The sequence below is a fragment of the Niallia sp. M35 genome (assembly GCF_050971705.1).
In the GTDB taxonomy this organism is placed as follows: domain Bacteria; phylum Bacillota; class Bacilli; order Bacillales; family Cytobacillaceae; genus Niallia; species Niallia circulans_A.
Genome location: NZ_JBPCEP010000006.1, coordinates 34,863 through 51,425, shown reverse-complemented (window position 1 = coordinate 51,425; position 16,563 = coordinate 34,863). Strand labels below are relative to the sequence as shown.

Genomic DNA, 16,563 nt, shown 5'->3' with positions numbered 1-16,563 from the left:
TCTTTTCCGTAAAAAATGGAAAGCGAATTTTGATATAAAGCAATAAGGAGATTCCTAATTAAGGGGCTTAGTAATTGCGGACAAGAAAATTATTTACTGCACCTCAAATGGGCTATTTACATAGAGTAATACAAAAGCTCGAAAGGGGAATAGTAATGTATTTTCAGCCGTATTATGCTCATTATGGACAACAATCTTTTCTACCTCAATATAGGATGGTCAGTTTGCTAAAAGGTGGAGAATCTAGAATGACTCCGCCATCGATTGGAGGAGGGGCCGTTCCTCCTTCACCACCAAGCGGAGGTGGGATTTTGCCGCCGTTTCCAGGTGGAGAACAACCGCCTCCTCCAGTAGGTGGATCTCCAGCATATCCAGATGCACCGCCGATTGGAGGGGGGACAGACCCTGAATCACCACAATTAAACCAGTCACAAGCAAGCACTTCAACTGTTGAATCTATGTCTATCCGCCCCTGTATATTCCGCTTTACTTATATCTGGCTAGAAAATGGTAAAGGATTTTGGTTCTTTCCAACTCTTATTGGACGTCATTCTATTTCAGGATATCGTTGGCAAAAAAAATATTGGATCTATTATCGAACAGATACTAACCGTATTCGATCTTTTCAGTGTATTTAAGCTAGAAAGGGAAGTGTAGATGGGCATCTCCTATGTTGATAATCAAACAGAGTTTTTGTGGAATACAATATGGTGTAGCATGAGTGAAAGTTAGCGTGAATGATGAAAAAGTAGGTTCATAAGAAAGTTGAATGTAGAAACTTTAAAGGATGTAGAGGGAAAGTAACGATTATAAAGAGAAACAAGTGAAACATTTAATAGAGCCATGGTCTCTGTGCCACAAAAAGAAGGGGAACAGAGAAAAAGTCAAAGAGAAGAGCTCTCTTTGAATGAAATCCAAAAGAAAAAGTGCAAAAAGGTAACAGAGCCCCCTTTTCTCGCTGTGCCCAAAATTTAAATAAGGAAACGCCATTCTTTTATATAAAGACATCAAGCGAATACTCGTCTAATACCCTACTGTGCCCCTGCTCGGTTACTGTATAGGAACTAGTATTTCACACAAATGATCTTCAATCATTTGTGAAGTATATCTTTCTATAATTGGTTGTTCTTTTAATGATAGATTATTTCTTTCTATCTCAGAAATAATATTCCCCCAAAATTCACTGACTGCCTCTTTTGTATGGTCGAGCAAGAAAACAGCGTATTTCCCACCGGAAAATTCACCAACTTGAGCTGGTTTTGCTACATTAAAATCATTTTCTACCACAATACAAACATCATAACGGCATTCCTCCTTAGGTGTGATTTCTGGGTTATCTTGCGGTATGCCGAGAATAATAGAATTATCAAATATGCCATTCGATTTTGCCCACTTTTTAAAGGATTCCATCAATTCTTTGTTTTGTTTTTCCCCATACTCCCCAACATTTCGGAAAAAAGCAATCCTTGATTTAGGTATTTCTTCAATAGTTATATTCATATTATAACCTCCTTCTTAGATAAGGTAATTCGAATTAAAATATTTTTCAAGTGAATTTTTAAAAGATTTTGACTTCAGAATGGTGTTCTTCTCTCATGAAGTAATTCACTAGGATATTTAAACAGATATCTTTGTAGAGAAGATTATTTCAAAAGAAGCAAAAAGAATGGAAATGAGAGATGATTTTTGAAGCGCCTTTCTATTAATTAGAAAGGAAGGTTGTTCTATAAAAAAGGAAGAAATAATTAATTGGTGGGTGGATAACATTAATCTAGCTAACGATTTTAAAATCATTAATGATAGTTTATCAAATTTGGACATTGCGCGGAAGACATACAGCTTAGGAGAATAAGAAGAAATTTACACTTATTCATTTATTGAGATAACCTTCTCAGCCGCTAGGTTAGCTAGATTTTAAAAGTGTGACCCTGTCAGGCCAATAAAAAAAGGTTGCTAAAAAAGTATTCCAACCCATAATAAACTCTTATGGATATACGTAGATGGTAATAAAATTTTCGTATACTTGTTTGGGTTTGTTTTTTGTTCATTTAAATAAAGTAGGTCTATGTAGAACATTTACAGACTGAATACAAATAGCTCACATAGGAGTCAATGTATTCAGTCTGCTTCGTTTTTTTAATAATTATAATTTGCTTTTAAAGAATGATGGAACTAAATCAACTTAAAATAAGAAGTTGCCTCGCTACAAAGTTAGAAATTGTGTGGCTTTACATCAAAAACATATTATTCTTCCAGCACAGCTCCGAATTTTTCTGCGATATTTGCTTGTCTAGATGATAGCCTTTTATAATAAATAAATCCTATTGAAGACCAAATTATTAGTAAGTAGGGAGCTAAGTTGTATGGGAATTTAGGGATAGGATATAAACTTGAGTATAAAGGTAATATAAGTAGTAAAATCCCTATTATTGGGAAAATCAAATGTTTACTTGTTGAAAATTCTTGTGGATAGTTTCTTTTATAGAAAAACGGAAGCGCCACGGTTACTATTCCGTAGACTACAATTAGGCTAATTGACATTATTCCACCGAGGATATTCCATACAGCCCATCCATCTTTCCAAAGGCCAATAGCCAATCCAATAATTATAGAAAGCGTTAGATTAAAAAGTATCGCATGAACAGGAACGCCATTGGAGTTTGTTTTACTTAATGTATGTGGGAGAATTCCTTCACGTCCAAGGGAAAAAAGGTTTCTTACGATAGAAGCTTGGCCAGCAATGGCATTAGCAAAAACACCATTCAGAGCAGAAATACCAATAATCCAAGCAAAATTACTTCCCCAGAAGGTTCGAGCTAAGGAGTCAAATGGAGAACCATTATTTTGTAGGTCATTTAAATTGTTAAATCCAATTGCAGCAACATAAGCACTAAGTACATATAAAACACCTATCATGATAACTGAGATAGTAATAGCCTTTGGAATAGTCTTTTTAGCTTCTTTTGTTTCTTCTCCTAAGTTTGCTGCAGACTCAAAACCGGTAAAAGAGAGAATTCCAAAAACCATACCTAATCCAATTGATGATAATCCATGAGGAGAGCTAGATAGAAGGAAGGGTTGAACACTATTTAATTCTCCGTTAGAAATAACTGTTATACATAAGATGAGAATAACAATAAGTTCTAAGAAAAGAAAAATTATAGTTGTTTTTGCTGAGTGACTAATACCAAGATAGGATAATCCGCTAACTACAAGAGCAACGATTAAAAAGAATAGTACCCATGAAATATGAATATCAAATTGTCTTTCTAAAAATTCTGATGTCATAGCTCCAAAACCGGCAAAAGTAATAGGAGTTATCATAGTATACGCAAATAGTAAAATCCATCCAGCCATGAAACCAGTTTTTGGCCCAATACCATGAGAAGTATAAGAGTAAGCAAAGTTTGCGCCGTTCACTTTTTTGGAAAATTGTATGATTGTATTGGCAATAAAAAGTACAGCTAGCATAGAAACAAGAAAAGATAGAGGGAATGCATAACCAGCAGCGGAAGAAGCTGGCCCCATATTAAAAAAAATACTAACCGCTGGTCCCATAAATGCAGCAGACATAGCCAATGCGCCAATCAGTGAAACACTATTTTTTCTTAAAGAATTATTAGAATTGTTTTGTTTTTTCATATAGACATACTCTCTCCTTAGTTATTATTTAAAATTCATTTGTTGAATATACTAGGGTAGAAGTTTTGATAAGTTATAGCAATTGTAATTACCAGGCTCCATAATGTTGACAAGTCTCTGCAGCCCATTGACTTGCAATTTTTAAATGTTGATCTGATGTATTGTTTACTGAGATAACAGAAGAAAGAAAACCAGATATAAAAGAGTCTCCTGCTCCTAAAGGATCAACAACTTCAGAAGGTTTTATTAAGGAAGGTTGAGAAATTACTTTATTTTGAAAAAAGCCTATACATCCATTGGAACCGAGGGTAATAATAATATTTTTAGAACCGAATGAAAAAATTTGTTTTGAAGTTTCTAATGCCTCTTCTTTGGATAAATTTGATCCACCGGAAACAAAAACATAATCTATATGTGGCAGTAGTGAAGACCAATCTTCTTTTGAATAGTTCAAGTAAAAGTTGCTTATATCACACGAAATTGGGATATCTAGATCTTTTAGTTTTTCAATAAGAGTAAATGCGCTCCCAGTTATAGATAAATGTATAATATGGGCATTTTTTCTTAAAAATTCTAGTGTTTCCTTTGAAATATTTATTTTATTACTTACACCATATTTCTCTGATTTAATGATATATTCTCCATTTACTACTTCAATTTCTGTTATTCCTGTTTCTCCATCTAACTTTGAAACATGACTTGTATCAAGGCCAAACTTATTTAGTGAGGATAATACTATTTCTCCCTTTTTATCTGTTCCTACAGTACCAATATAGGTTGCAGCTAAGTTGTGTTTTCTTAAATTAACTGCAACATTTACTACATTACCACCGGTACGTTTAATATTTATTGGTGGTAAATAATAATCAATGCAATTATCCCCTATTCCTACAATCATATTAGTAACCCCCTTGATAATATTCTGAAAAAAGAGAGCGCTCTCAATTTGCCGCTCTTTACTATGGACATCTTATTTTTCTCTTGAATTTAATTAATTTCGATTAGTGGATTCTCTTATAATCAACTGGCTATGAAGTCTTTCCTGTCGAATGACAGTTTTTGTAGAAAAAAGTTGTTCTAACAGTAATAGTGCTGATTTTTCGCCCATTTCTACAACGGGCTGTTGGATAGTGGTAATGGAAGGTGTAAATAATTGCATCCATGGCTCGTCATCATATGCTAACAATCCCAATTCACGACCTAGTTGCAATCCTAGTTCTTTAATAACAATTAAGATGGCGTTACAGATAACAGAATCTGTCGCAATAATAGCTTCAGGCTTATTTTGATAGATAAAGCCTTTTATTTCTTTTACCATTTCTTCTAGTTTATGGGAAGTAGTTATATGTGTAGAGATACTAGCCATCTTATTTTTGGCAGCATCTACTATACCTAATTTTCTTTCCTTAATAGTTGATAAGTGTGGAAAATCTGTAATTAAAGAAATATGTCTATATCCTTGTTCATGTAAGTGATTAATTGCGAGATGGGCAGTTTCATAGTTATTTGTACTTACCCAACTATATTTATTATCAATTGGGATACGATCTACTGCAACGATTGGGACGGAATAATTAACTATATCAAATAGCCCATTAGTAGATGCAATAATGATACCTTCAACTTGATCCGCTAATAATTCTTTTATAATCCTAGCTTCCTTTTGATTATCTTCACCACTAATACCTAGGAGAAGTGAAAAACCTTCCTTAGAACAAATAGATTCAATTCCTCGATATAATTTTGCAAAAAATAAATTTTCAATATCAGGTATTATAATACCTATCTTATTACTCTTACTTTTAGCCAAACCTTTTGCAAAGTTATTTGGTAAGTATCCTAACTCTTTTGCAGATGATAATACTCTTTCTTTTGATTTTGTTCGAGGACCAGCATAACCGCCTAAGATTCTAGCGGCAGTTGCTCGAGAGACACCTGCATGCATTGCTACATCTTCAACAGTAATTTTCACAATAACCTCCTCCCATATCTTTCTTGATTTGTATGTTACCAGTGGTTGTTTGAATTGTCAAAATATTTTTTTGGAAATAGAAAAAAAGACTGTTATATTATCTGACAATCTAAATTTATAAGATTTTTATAAAAAATATTTATCGGGAATAACTTTTAAAAGAGTAATTATTTATTTATTTGTTACCTATTGTAATTAACCTGTGGTAATATTATGGTGAATAATTTGAATTGGAGGAATTTATATGGTAAGAAAAATTGCCGTTTTAACAAGTGGTGGAGATTCACCAGGAATGAATGCTGCTATTAGAGGAGTTGTAAGAAATGGTATCTCTTTAGGAATGGAGGTATATGGAGTTTATCATGGCTATACAGGATTAATAAATGGAGATATAGAAAAGCTTGAGATAGGAAGTGTAGCAGATATTATTCATCGAGGCGGTACTATCCTTAGAACGAGTAGATCAGAGTTTTTTAAAACAGACGAAGGTAGAGACTTGGCGATAAAAAAATTGAAAGAATTAGATATCGATGGTTTAGTAGTAATTGGCGGAGATGGCTCTAGTAAAGGGGCAAAAAGATTATTTGATTGTGGTATCTCAACCGTAACTATTCCTGGAACTATAGATAATGACATTCCTGGAACAGAAATGACATTAGGATTTGATACTGCTGTTAATACTGCTATACAATGTATAGACCGTATAAGAGATACTGCTTCTTCTCATGAAAGAGTATATGTTATTGAGGTAATGGGAAGAAGTAGTGGAAATTTAGCTATTAGTGCTGGACTATCTGCTGGTTCGGAGTCAATTATCATTCCAGAGATTAGTCCTAATTTAAATAATATTGTTGAAAAATTAGTAAGATCGTATAAAAGAGGAAAGACTCATAGCACTATTATTGTAGCAGAAGGAACGGCGAGCGCTCGTGATGTTGCAAAATATATAGAAGCACAAACAGAATTTGAGACAAGACTTACAGTATTAGGTCATATTCAAAGAGGTGGATCTCCTACAGCATCAGATAGAATATTAGGAAGCAGATGGGGAGCGTATGCTGCACAATTATTATTTGACCGGCAAACAGTAGGAAAAATGTTAGGATTAAAAGATAATAAAATAGTGGAAAATGATTTTGATCAACTTTTTCAGAAAAAGTCGTTCGCGGACTTAAATCTTTATGAAATAAATGATAAGATATCTATATGATCTGAAAATGGAATGAGGTTGAAACCATTTGACAAAAAAAATCATTAAAGATAAAGATTATTCCATTCCTCTATATCAACAATTAAAGGAAATTATGTTAGATGAATGGAAAGAGCTTTCTCCACTAACACCTATTCCTTCCGAACGTGAATTGTGTGATAAATATGATGTGAGTAGACCTACAGTAAGAAGAGCTTTAGAAGAGCTTCAACAAGCTGGGGAAATATATAGATTACCTGGGAAGGGAACATTTGTGGCAGAGAAGGAAAAAAAGTATATAGATCATGCAATGCAGTGGTTTATCGGATTCTATGAAGATGCTAGTATGCAGCATAAAAAACCAAACAGTAGAGTTCTTCAACAAACCGTAGGCCTTGCATCTGCTGAGGTGGCGAATAAATTAAACATTCCAGAAGGTACGGAAATTTTTATCTTGGAAAGATTACGTTTTTTAGATAAGGAACCGATGTGTTTGGTTACATCCTATTTGCCGTTAACTATTTGCCCTGATTTAATAAAAGCGAATTTTACTGATCAATCTCTCTATGAATTTTTAAATCAGTATGATATTTCTATATACAAGGCGAAAAGATCTATAGAAGTAATTCATGCATCCACCAATGAAGCAACTTATTTAGAAATAGAAAAAGATAGTCCTGTAACGCTCTTTCAAAGTCTAGGTTTTATGGAAAACGGTATTCCTTTTGAGTATGTGCGATCAAGATATCCTGCGTATAAGGCAAGATTTGAAAGTGAAGTATTTAAACCTAATGTGTAAGTTTATTTGCTAAATAGAGGTATTAAAAAAGTAGTTATTTATAACTGCTTCTGTTTGTCAACAAAGAGGATCAGAATGTTATCATTCTGATCCTCTTTTTTAGGTCGCTTTTCTTGTTATTTTTATATTTTTTGATCTATTCCTTAATCTTCTTTTGTGTTTTAGATTTCAGCTAAGTCCAGTTTGCCATTTTCTTAAAGTTCATTATTGTAAAAATAAGCATCGCCTTCATAGACAATTTTTTTAAGACTCCTTTCCCTTATAAAACTCCATTGAAAACCATTCTTTTCTTTACATCTGCCGAAAACACGTTCAATCATTTCTCCCACATCCTTTTCCTATACCTGTCTTCTACCAAATCATAGATAAAGGAGAAACGAGGTGTATCTTCCATTTTGCTAGATGAAAAAAGTTGACCGAAAGTAAACATTTCTAACTAAACTCTTTGAATGGAGAATACTTGGAAATAAAAAGTGATTTGAAAAAATTTTTAGTTAATTATAAATATTCACTTGCCTAATTATATAAGATGGTGATAATATAATTACCATAGGTAAGTTACCACAGGTAAACAGTGGTAAAAAATAATGGAGGTTGATAAAATGTTTAATTTTGACAAAGAGAGATTTATAAAAATTCAGACCGGTGCTTTAGCTTTGAAAGAAGAGATAAATTCTGTAATAGATACAGAATTTGAAAAGGGTATTAGTAGTTTATTCTTTCTTGGTTCTGGAGGAGCTGGAATTTTAATGGAACCAGCTGAGTTCATTATGAGAAATAATTCGAAATTACCGGTGTTCACGGTAATTACAGCAGAATTTATGTTAACAAATCATCAATACTTTGATAAGAATTCTTTAGTAGTATTACCATCTCTTTCAGGTACAACAGAAGAAACAATTAAAGTTGCTCAATTTTGTAAAGAGAAGGGTGCAACAACAATAGCTTTAGTAGGGAATGCGGGAACTCCTTTAACTGAGGTAGCAGATTATACTTTAGTTAATTTTGCTGAAGATGATACATCTTGCGAATCCTTCTACCTTCAATCTTATTTAATTGTATTTAGATTAATGTATAGAAGAAACGAATTTTCACAATATGAACAAGTAATGAATGAATTGAATTTAGTTCCAGAAGCTTTATTAAATGTAAAAGAAGAAACAGAAGAAAGAGCTGCTCAATTTGCTGCAAAATATAAAGATGAAGAATACCATATTCTTGTTGGTTCTGGAAATTCTTATCCTCAAACTTATTATTATGGTATGTGTATATTAGAGGAAATGCAGTGGATAAAAACAAGACCAGTACACGCTGCAGATTTTTTTCATGGAACACTTGAACTAGTTGAAAAGACTACAAGTATAATTCTTTTAAAAGGAGAAGATGAAACACGTCCATTAACAGACCGTGTTGAGAATTTTGCCGAGGGATATACAAATGAATTAACAATTTTTGATACAAAAGACTATGAGTTAGCAGGAATTTCTAAAGAAGTCAGAGGTTATTTATCTCCAGTAATTTTAGCGACATTATTAGAGAGAGTAAGCTGCCATCTTGAAAAAGAACGTAATCATCCATTAACTACTAGAAGATATTATAGAAGAGTAAAATACTAAGAAATAAAATCGGATAATTAGATATTTTGAAACAGCAATATAAATAAATGCCTCTAGTGGAAAGAGGCATTTATTTATTATGGAGTTTTTAATTTACTATTCTTTTAAGTGATATGATTTTATCAAATCAGGATAACTCTTTTATAGTGGCCTAAGTTATTTCTATTTCCCTTAATTACAAGGATTTACATTAAGTAGATTTCACAAACTTAAGATGACTCTGAGAAAAATTTAAATTATCTTTAGATAGAGGAGAAAAAATGGAAATTATAACAGTTGATAATTATCAAAAAATGAGTGAGATTGGAGCTTTAATAATAAAAGAACAACTAAAAGAGAAATCTAATTCTGTTTTAGGTCTAGCAACTGGCAGCACTCCAATTGGTATGTATAAAGAGCTAGTTCGAATGCATATAGAAGAGTCCCTAGACTTTTCTAGTGTTGTAACATTTAACTTGGATGAATATGTAGGAATATCTAAACAACACCCACAAAGTTACCATCACTTTATGTTTCAAAATTTATTTAAACACATTAATATAGACTATAGTAAAATATATATTCCTAATGGTAATAATGCTAATTTGCAGTTAGAATGTGAAAGATATGAACAAAAAATTATACAAATTGGTGGAATAGATATACAGGTTCTTGGAATTGGAGCTAATGGGCATATTGGTTTTAATGAACCAGGATCAAACTTCCATGATAAAACAAGAGTAGTGCAACTATCCGAAAGCACACTAAGAGCAAATTCTCGATTTTTTGGAGATATTCATTTAGTTCCTACCTTAGCAATTTCAATGGGCCTTAAAACAATATTAGATAACAGCAAAAAGATAATTCTACTAGCAAATGGTATTGAGAAGGAAGAGGCAGTGTATAGAATGATAGAAGGTAATGTATGCTCAAATAACCCTGCTTCATTATTAAAATTACATCCTAATGTTATAGTAATTTTGGATAGCCATGCAGCTAGAAAATGGAATAAAAATAAAGTTATAAATAGAGTTGAGTGGCAATAGAATAAGATCCGTATCCTTTGACTTGGTATTAATATAGTCATCCTTATTTAAAAGATAGAGGTGTAAAACAATGGGTTTGAAATTTGAATTAACTTAAAGTCAAAGAAAGGGCCTGTTTATAAATCAAACATTAAAACAGACTATTTCTATTCTTGCCTATAACAATATCGAACTAATTGATTTTATAAAGGATCAGGCAATGAATAACCCTTTAATAGAGGTGGATCAGTATATTGATGAGAAAATAAATAACTTAATTGATTATGTAAAAAGTCCCAGTGGAAACCTTTATGATTTTTTATTGGAACAAGCACGTTTCTTAAATCTGAGTACTTTGGATTTTAAATATTTAAGTTATTTTATATATACTGTTGATGAAAATGGATATCTATCACAACCATTAGAGAGTATATGTTCTGATTTTCATATAGAAAAAGAAAAAGGCGAATTTATATTAGATATATTACATGGATTAGAACCGGCAGGCATTGGTGCACGGAATCTTCAGGAGTCACTCTTAATACAACTTCAAAGGAAGTACAGTGATAATAAGTTAGCACAACTTATTATCACTGATTACTTCAACTTATTTGCCAGTAAAAAATGGAGATTGATTGAAAAAAAGCTATCGGTTTCTATAAAAAAAATACAAGAAATAAAGGATCTAATTGAGACGCTTCAACCTAGACCAGGACTTTAATTTTGTGAAAGCGCTACCGTTTTTATAAGGCCTGATGCTTGTATTCTAAAAACAGATGAAACTTTGTCAATCATAATTTTAGATAAATTCATATCAGAATTAAAGATAATTAGTAACTATCAGGTTCTACTTGAGAATGAAAACCTAGAAGAATCTAAATATCTAAAGGCTAAATATCTTGAATTTAAGTCGCTCCAAAATAGTTTACAGCAAAGACAAACGATCTTATATAGGGTAACCAAAGCAATAGTAGAACTACAAAAGGAATTTTTTTATAAATGACCCTCTGTGATAAGGCCATTAACTTTAAAAGATATTGCGGACAAGCTATCTGTACATGAATCTACAGTAAGCAGAGTTATTTCAAATAAATATATAGAAACAAATTATGGAATTTTACCCTATAAATTTTTTTTAATTCAAAGATAGGAGATAAAGATATACAGAAATCTTCTACTTATGTAAAAGAAAGAATTAAATCCTATATTAAAGAGGAAGATGAATTAAAACCTTTTTCTGGTAATTCTATCAAGCTGATTTTGAAAGAAAAAGAAAATATTGATGTATCTAGACGTGTAATAGCTAAATATAGAGAAGAACTAAATATACCGTCTTCCTCTAAAAGAAAAAGATATCTATAGTGGAAAATTACATGGAAGGAAGTTATATAGAAATTGTTTCTCAATCAATCTTTTTTAGTTATAAAATAAGCGCTCTCTTCTCCTTTTTATTGTAATAGATAGAAGAGAGCAGATTCTGTCAATTTTTATTTAATTTTATTAATTAATTCTATAAGTGGCATTGCTAGCATTGAATCGAGTCGATGATCTACTTCGCAGAATTGCATTGCATTTGTTACTTCATTTGGGAAAATAACACATCTCATACCAGCGGTTTTTGCAGCTTGTGCTCCATGAGCTGAATCTTCAAATGCCATACACTCGCTTGGTTTTAGCTGAAGACAATGAGCGGCTTCTAAGTATAATGATGGGTCAGGTTTAACATGCTCTACATCATCTGAAGTCTTAATGCAATCAAAATAGTGGAACAAACCTAATCTTTTTAAGTGCGTTGAAACCCATTCATAATTGGAACTAGAAGCTAGGCCAATTTTTAAATTTAGTGATTTTGCAGTTTTTAAATAATCCTCTACACCAGGACGTGCTGTCTCCTCTGCAAGTTTACTAGAAAATTTCTCTTTAAATGTTTTTTCTATAGTAGGGAGATCTAACTTTTTTTGAGTTTTTTCTTCTAAGTACACAAAAGGTGAAAAACCAGTATGTGTACCTATTTCTTTTTGCCACAATGCTAGTGGCAATTCGCTATTGTGTTCCGTAAATAATTCCTGAAGTAAACGATATTCATGTGTTTCTGTGTCGAAGATTAAGCCATCAAAATCAAATATTACCCCTTTTATCATGTGATCCTCCTTTATACTTTGTTAAAAAAGATACGTAATCATAAAAATAGTAGAGTAAAGTCATGTGTTTTATGTTATATATGAATAGTACCACTGGTAATTAATATAGCATGCCAATGAGGATTAATCAAAGTAAAATGTATATGGATGGATAATAACTCATAATTTACCATACTACCATCAGTGTTACTTATATAAGGAAATATGTTGTTAGATATAAATAATGATTCATAACAATTTTGATGATAGGAGAGAATTATGCTGAAGAACGAGATTCTTAACATACTTGCCGAATTTACAATTCATTTTAATTGGGAAGATCCTAGTGATCAATTAACAGCAGCAGGACTATCTGAGGTTTTTTCTGTTAAGCGAAATACTGTTAGTCATTATTTAAATCAATTAGTAGAGGAAAAAAAGGTTATAAAAATAAATACACGTCCAGTGTACTTTCTAAATCGTGATGTTTTTATAAATCATTTTTTCTATGTAGAAAATATTCAATTTAATAGTATCAATGATTTAAGAATATCTAAAATCAATAGTCCAAAAAAAGATGTCTTTGAAAAACTAATAGGAACAAATGGAAGTTTAAAAAAAGTAGTGGAGCAAATAAAAGCTGCATTGCTATATCCTGGAAACGGGCTACCTATTATGTTAGAGGGGCCAACAGGAAGTGGGAAGAGTATGTTGGCTGAATTGATGCACCAATATAGTATCGAGAATGGGATATTACCAAAAGAAGCACCACTTGTTGTATTCAATTGCGCCCAATACTATAATAACCCGGAATTGCTCTCTAGCCAGCTTTTTGGTTATAAAAAAGGTGCATTTACAGGGGCAAATCAAGATCAAGAGGGGATGCTGGCCGCAGCAGATGGAGGCATTCTTTTTTTAGATGAAGTACATCGATTAAACGAAGAAGGGCAAGAAAAACTATTTACATTTATGGATAAAGGTGTTTATCGCAAAATGGGGGAAAGTGAAGGATGGCACAGTGCAAATATTCATTTAATATTTGCTACAACGGAAAAACCAAATGAATATTTTTTAAATACATTTATGAGAAGAGTTCCTATTACAGTAAGTTTAGTTGGACTTGATGAACGTAGTGAAAATGAAAAAATCCAGTTCATATATACGTTTTTTATTGAGGAAGCTAATAACCTATCTAAACCAATTGAAATTTCCCAAAAGGTAATTGAAGCTTTAAGTTTGTATTCATTTAAAGGAAATATTGGGGAGTTAAAAAATACAATTAAATATTTATGTGCATCTGCTTTTGCAAAACAAATGGAGGAGACTACTTTAAGTATAAAAACGTTAAATTTGCCTTTTGAAATAATAGAGGGAATTCATTATTCGGAGAAAAAATACAATAATAATAAACTAATGATAATTAAACCGAATACAACTTTAGATCAACTCATTCAACAAAATCATCCACGAATAAAATTGATTAAACAGACGTTTCAACAAATATATAGTTTATTTATCGACAAACGTAAAAATAAGTTGGAAACTATAACATTTGAAAACACTGTTCTTCATGAAATAAATGTTCTTTTAGACCAATTGATCTTTACTTTACCAAACCAAGAAGAAAAAATATTGTTAAAATTTATAACTAATAATATTCAAGATGTTTTTCGATACTTAGAAAGTAATTATAATGTAGCATTTAATGGAAATAGTGTGGTTGCAATTGGACACTATCTATATGCTAAAAATAGCGAATCTTTTGTATGGGATGAAAAAACACTCCAAATAGAAACAGAATTGTACGAATATGTTTGTAATCATATGAAAGAAGAAAAGGAATTTACAACCAGGTTAATTTCATTAATTGAAAGTAAAATGGAATTTAATCTAACTAAATCAGATGTGATTTTCTTAGCATTTTATCTAAAAAGCTTACAAGTTCAAAGTAATAGATTGCCGATTAAAGCAATAATACTAGCACATGGATATGCAACTGCAAGCAGTATAGCAAATGTAGTAAATCGTTTAATTGGTAAAAATATTTTTGATGCTTTTGATATGCCTATTGATATTAGTGTACAAGAGATTGCAGAAAATGTATCTCATTATATTGAGCAGAACGATATAAGTAACGGTTTGGTTATTTTAGTAGATACTGGATCGCTAAAAGATATATACGATTCCTTTAAAAAGAAAGTTAATGGACCTGTTGCTATTATTAATAATGTTTCTACACAAATGGCGCTTAATGTTGGGGAAATGTTAAAAGATATAGTCTATTTGGAAGAAATAGTAGAACAAGTAAAGGTGAATAACGAAACAAAATATAAAGTCATATATCCTGATACGTCGAAGAAGATGGCGATTGTTACTTCATGTTTTACAGGTATGGGAACAGCATTAAAAATAAAAAAACTATTAGAATATAGTATTCCAAATGAATTAAAAATAAAAATTATCGCACATGATTATGAAAGACTTTGTAATCAGGGGATAAAAGAAGCGTTATTTCATATTTATGATGTGCTAGCTATAGTTGGAACTGCTGACCCAAAAATCCAGGGGATTGATTTTATTTCTTTAGAAGAACTGATTTCTGGAAAAGGGGAGGATAAATTACTCCATATATTCTCCTCTAAGAAAGAAGCTATCGATATTCAAAAAATAAATAATGCCATTGTCCGTAACTTTTCTTTTGAACAAGTTATTCAATCTTTAACAATATTAGATACAGATAAGGTAATTCATCATATTGAAGATAGTCTGACTATATTAGAAGTACTTTTAAATAAGAGAATATCTAATGATAAAAAACTAAGCTTATATATCCATATGAGCTGTTTGATAGAAAGACTTATCAGGCAAGCACCAATTGAAACACATCCTAATTTAAAAAACTTCCAAAAATCTCAAAATAAGATAATAGAAATTATTAAGCAAGCATTTAATAGTCTAGAGAAAATTTATAATGTTCAAATCAACCTACCTGAGTTAATTTATATTTATGATATTATATCAGCCTCTTAATAAAATATGTCGACTGATTCAAGGAAATATTATAGTGTCCTGTTGCTTAATAATGTTTAAATGCGTACTTCTAATCAGTACGCATTTTTTATAGTATTTTTGGCTTAGTGTCAAAAATTCAAAAAATAGTGTCAAGGGAAGCTAATAAATTTATTTTAATTATTTTTTTTAACCTTGAAATACAAGGATTTATTACTTGATTTAAAAATTTAAAAAAAGTTGGCATGGTTTTTGCATCTATAAAGGTGAGGGCAATTTAGATAGGAGGAGATAAAATAAATGAGGAAATTTTTGTTAGCAAGCCATGGACGTTTTGCGGAGGGAATTTATGATTCTTTATGCATGATCATGGGCAAACAGTACAATGTATCAACGATATGTGCTTATGTTGATCCTACTGTTGATTTAAAACAGCAAATAAAAGCAGCATTGGAACATTATGAAGAAAATGAGGAGGTGATTATAATAACGGATATTTTTGGTGGCAGTATTAATAATGAATTTATGAATATTAGTAAACAATGTCATATCCATTTGATATCTGGCTTGAATTTGCCATTGTTGATTGAGTTAATAAGTACGCAAACGAGTGAAAATAGTACAGAACAGTGGCTAGAGCAAACTATCTCATTATCCAAAGATGCCATTCAATACTGTAATAATAAGATGAATATACTGGAGACTAGCGGAGATGACTTTTAAAGGAGGATAGATACATGATTAAATTAGTACGTGTTGATCATAGACTATTACATGGGCAAGTTGCCTTTTCTTGGACCAATGCAGTAGGAGCAGATTGTATATTGATTGCTAATGATGAAGTAGTAAATAATGAAATTCAAATGACTACTCTAAAATTAGCAAAACCACATGGAACAAAATTAGTTATAAAAAATATAGAAGACTCTATTAGTGCATTAAATAGTGGAGTAACAGATAAATATAAATTACTTATTGTTATTGGATCTATAGATGATGCTAATAGACTCGCAAAGGGATATGCTGGCATCAAGTCTATTAATCTAGGTGGTATTAAAGCAAAAGAAGGGACACGGATGCTATCTCATACGATTAATGTCTTACCTGAAGAAGAAGAAATATTGAAAGAAATGATGAATAGAGGACTTGAATTAGAAATTCGCCAAGTACCAACAGACAAAAAAGTCCATGTACAAAATGTAATATAGATAA

General features: G+C 31.5%; 14 protein-coding genes and 1 pseudogene. 10 read left to right on the top strand and 5 right to left on the bottom strand.

The annotated features are described in order from the left end of the window. Nucleotides 1-74 precede the first annotated feature (74 nt). Nucleotides 75-638, top strand: coding sequence for a hypothetical protein (locus NiCM35_RS09380; protein ID WP_433779297.1), 564 nt, complete (start codon nucleotides 75-77; stop codon nucleotides 636-638). Nucleotides 639-1,050: 412 nt separating this feature from the next. Here the strand turns inward: NiCM35_RS09380 and NiCM35_RS09375 are convergent, their stop codons facing one another. The 4 genes from NiCM35_RS09375 to NiCM35_RS09360 form a co-directional block, all read right to left on the bottom strand. Then, nucleotides 1,051-1,500, bottom strand: a complete 450-nt coding sequence (locus NiCM35_RS09375) for an AraC family transcriptional regulator (RefSeq protein WP_171509977.1) — start codon at nucleotides 1,498-1,500, stop codon at nucleotides 1,051-1,053. Between the two features lie 744 nt (nucleotides 1,501-2,244). Further along, a complete protein-coding gene (locus tag NiCM35_RS09370) occupies nucleotides 2,245-3,642 on the bottom strand; it encodes an APC family permease (protein WP_095329902.1) in 1,398 nt (465 codons plus the stop codon). Nucleotides 3,643-3,730: 88 nt separating this feature from the next. Then, nucleotides 3,731-4,540, bottom strand: coding sequence for a PfkB family carbohydrate kinase (locus NiCM35_RS09365; RefSeq protein ID WP_095329903.1), 810 nt, complete (start codon nucleotides 4,538-4,540; stop codon nucleotides 3,731-3,733). 93 nt (nucleotides 4,541-4,633) lie between these two features. Continuing rightward, nucleotides 4,634-5,614 carry a LacI family DNA-binding transcriptional regulator gene (locus NiCM35_RS09360; RefSeq protein ID WP_095329904.1) on the bottom strand — a complete coding sequence of 327 codons (981 nt, stop codon included), beginning with the start codon at nucleotides 5,612-5,614 and terminating at the stop codon, nucleotides 4,634-4,636. A gap of 244 nt (nucleotides 5,615-5,858) precedes the next feature. Here NiCM35_RS09360 and pfkA point away from each other — a divergent pair, with 244 nt between their 5' ends. The 6 genes and pseudogenes from pfkA to NiCM35_RS09330 all read left to right on the top strand — a co-directional run bounded on the left by pfkA (nucleotide 5,859) and on the right by NiCM35_RS09330 (nucleotide 11,584). After that, nucleotides 5,859-6,824, top strand: a complete 966-nt coding sequence (pfkA, locus tag NiCM35_RS09355; protein WP_095329905.1) for a 6-phosphofructokinase — start codon at nucleotides 5,859-5,861, stop codon at nucleotides 6,822-6,824. A 28-nt stretch (nucleotides 6,825-6,852) separates the two neighbouring features. Further along, on the top strand, nucleotides 6,853-7,602 hold the full coding sequence (locus tag NiCM35_RS09350; protein WP_095329906.1) for a GntR family transcriptional regulator: 750 nt from the start codon (nucleotides 6,853-6,855) through the stop codon (nucleotides 7,600-7,602). 602 nt (nucleotides 7,603-8,204) lie between these two features. Then, nucleotides 8,205-9,218 carry an SIS domain-containing protein gene (locus NiCM35_RS09345; protein ID WP_095329907.1) on the top strand — a complete coding sequence of 338 codons (1,014 nt, stop codon included), beginning with the start codon at nucleotides 8,205-8,207 and terminating at the stop codon, nucleotides 9,216-9,218. 260 nt (nucleotides 9,219-9,478) lie between these two features. Further along, nucleotides 9,479-10,243, top strand: a complete 765-nt coding sequence (nagB, locus tag NiCM35_RS09340) for a glucosamine-6-phosphate deaminase (RefSeq protein WP_095329908.1) — start codon at nucleotides 9,479-9,481, stop codon at nucleotides 10,241-10,243. 112 nt (nucleotides 10,244-10,355) lie between these two features. Continuing rightward, on the top strand, nucleotides 10,356-10,943 hold the full coding sequence (locus NiCM35_RS09335) for an RNA polymerase factor sigma-54 (RefSeq protein WP_303984329.1): 588 nt from the start codon (nucleotides 10,356-10,358) through the stop codon (nucleotides 10,941-10,943). A gap of 63 nt (nucleotides 10,944-11,006) precedes the next feature. Beyond that, nucleotides 11,007-11,584 (top strand): annotated as a pseudogene (locus tag NiCM35_RS09330) (RNA polymerase factor sigma-54). A gap of 125 nt (nucleotides 11,585-11,709) precedes the next feature. Here the strand turns inward: NiCM35_RS09330 and NiCM35_RS09325 are convergent. Further along, the gene (locus NiCM35_RS09325) at nucleotides 11,710-12,363 is read right to left on the bottom strand and encodes an HAD family hydrolase (RefSeq protein WP_095329910.1); all 654 of its coding nucleotides are present in this window, start codon (nucleotides 12,361-12,363) and stop codon (nucleotides 11,710-11,712) included. A 258-nt stretch (nucleotides 12,364-12,621) separates the two neighbouring features. On the opposite strand from NiCM35_RS09325, the gene NiCM35_RS09320 reads away from it, so the two are divergent. The 3 genes from NiCM35_RS09320 (at nucleotide 12,622) to NiCM35_RS09310 (ending at nucleotide 16,559) form a co-directional block, all read left to right on the top strand. Next, nucleotides 12,622-15,372 (top strand): sigma-54-dependent transcriptional regulator, encoded by a 2,751-nt coding sequence (locus tag NiCM35_RS09320; protein WP_095329911.1) that lies wholly within the window; start codon nucleotides 12,622-12,624, stop codon nucleotides 15,370-15,372. Between the two features lie 279 nt (nucleotides 15,373-15,651). Next, on the top strand, nucleotides 15,652-16,074 hold the full coding sequence (locus tag NiCM35_RS09315) for a PTS sugar transporter subunit IIA (RefSeq protein ID WP_095329912.1): 423 nt from the start codon (nucleotides 15,652-15,654) through the stop codon (nucleotides 16,072-16,074). 14 nt (nucleotides 16,075-16,088) lie between these two features. Continuing rightward, a complete protein-coding gene (locus NiCM35_RS09310; protein ID WP_095329913.1) occupies nucleotides 16,089-16,559 on the top strand; it encodes a PTS sugar transporter subunit IIB in 471 nt (156 codons plus the stop codon). Nucleotides 16,560-16,563 lie beyond the last annotated feature (4 nt).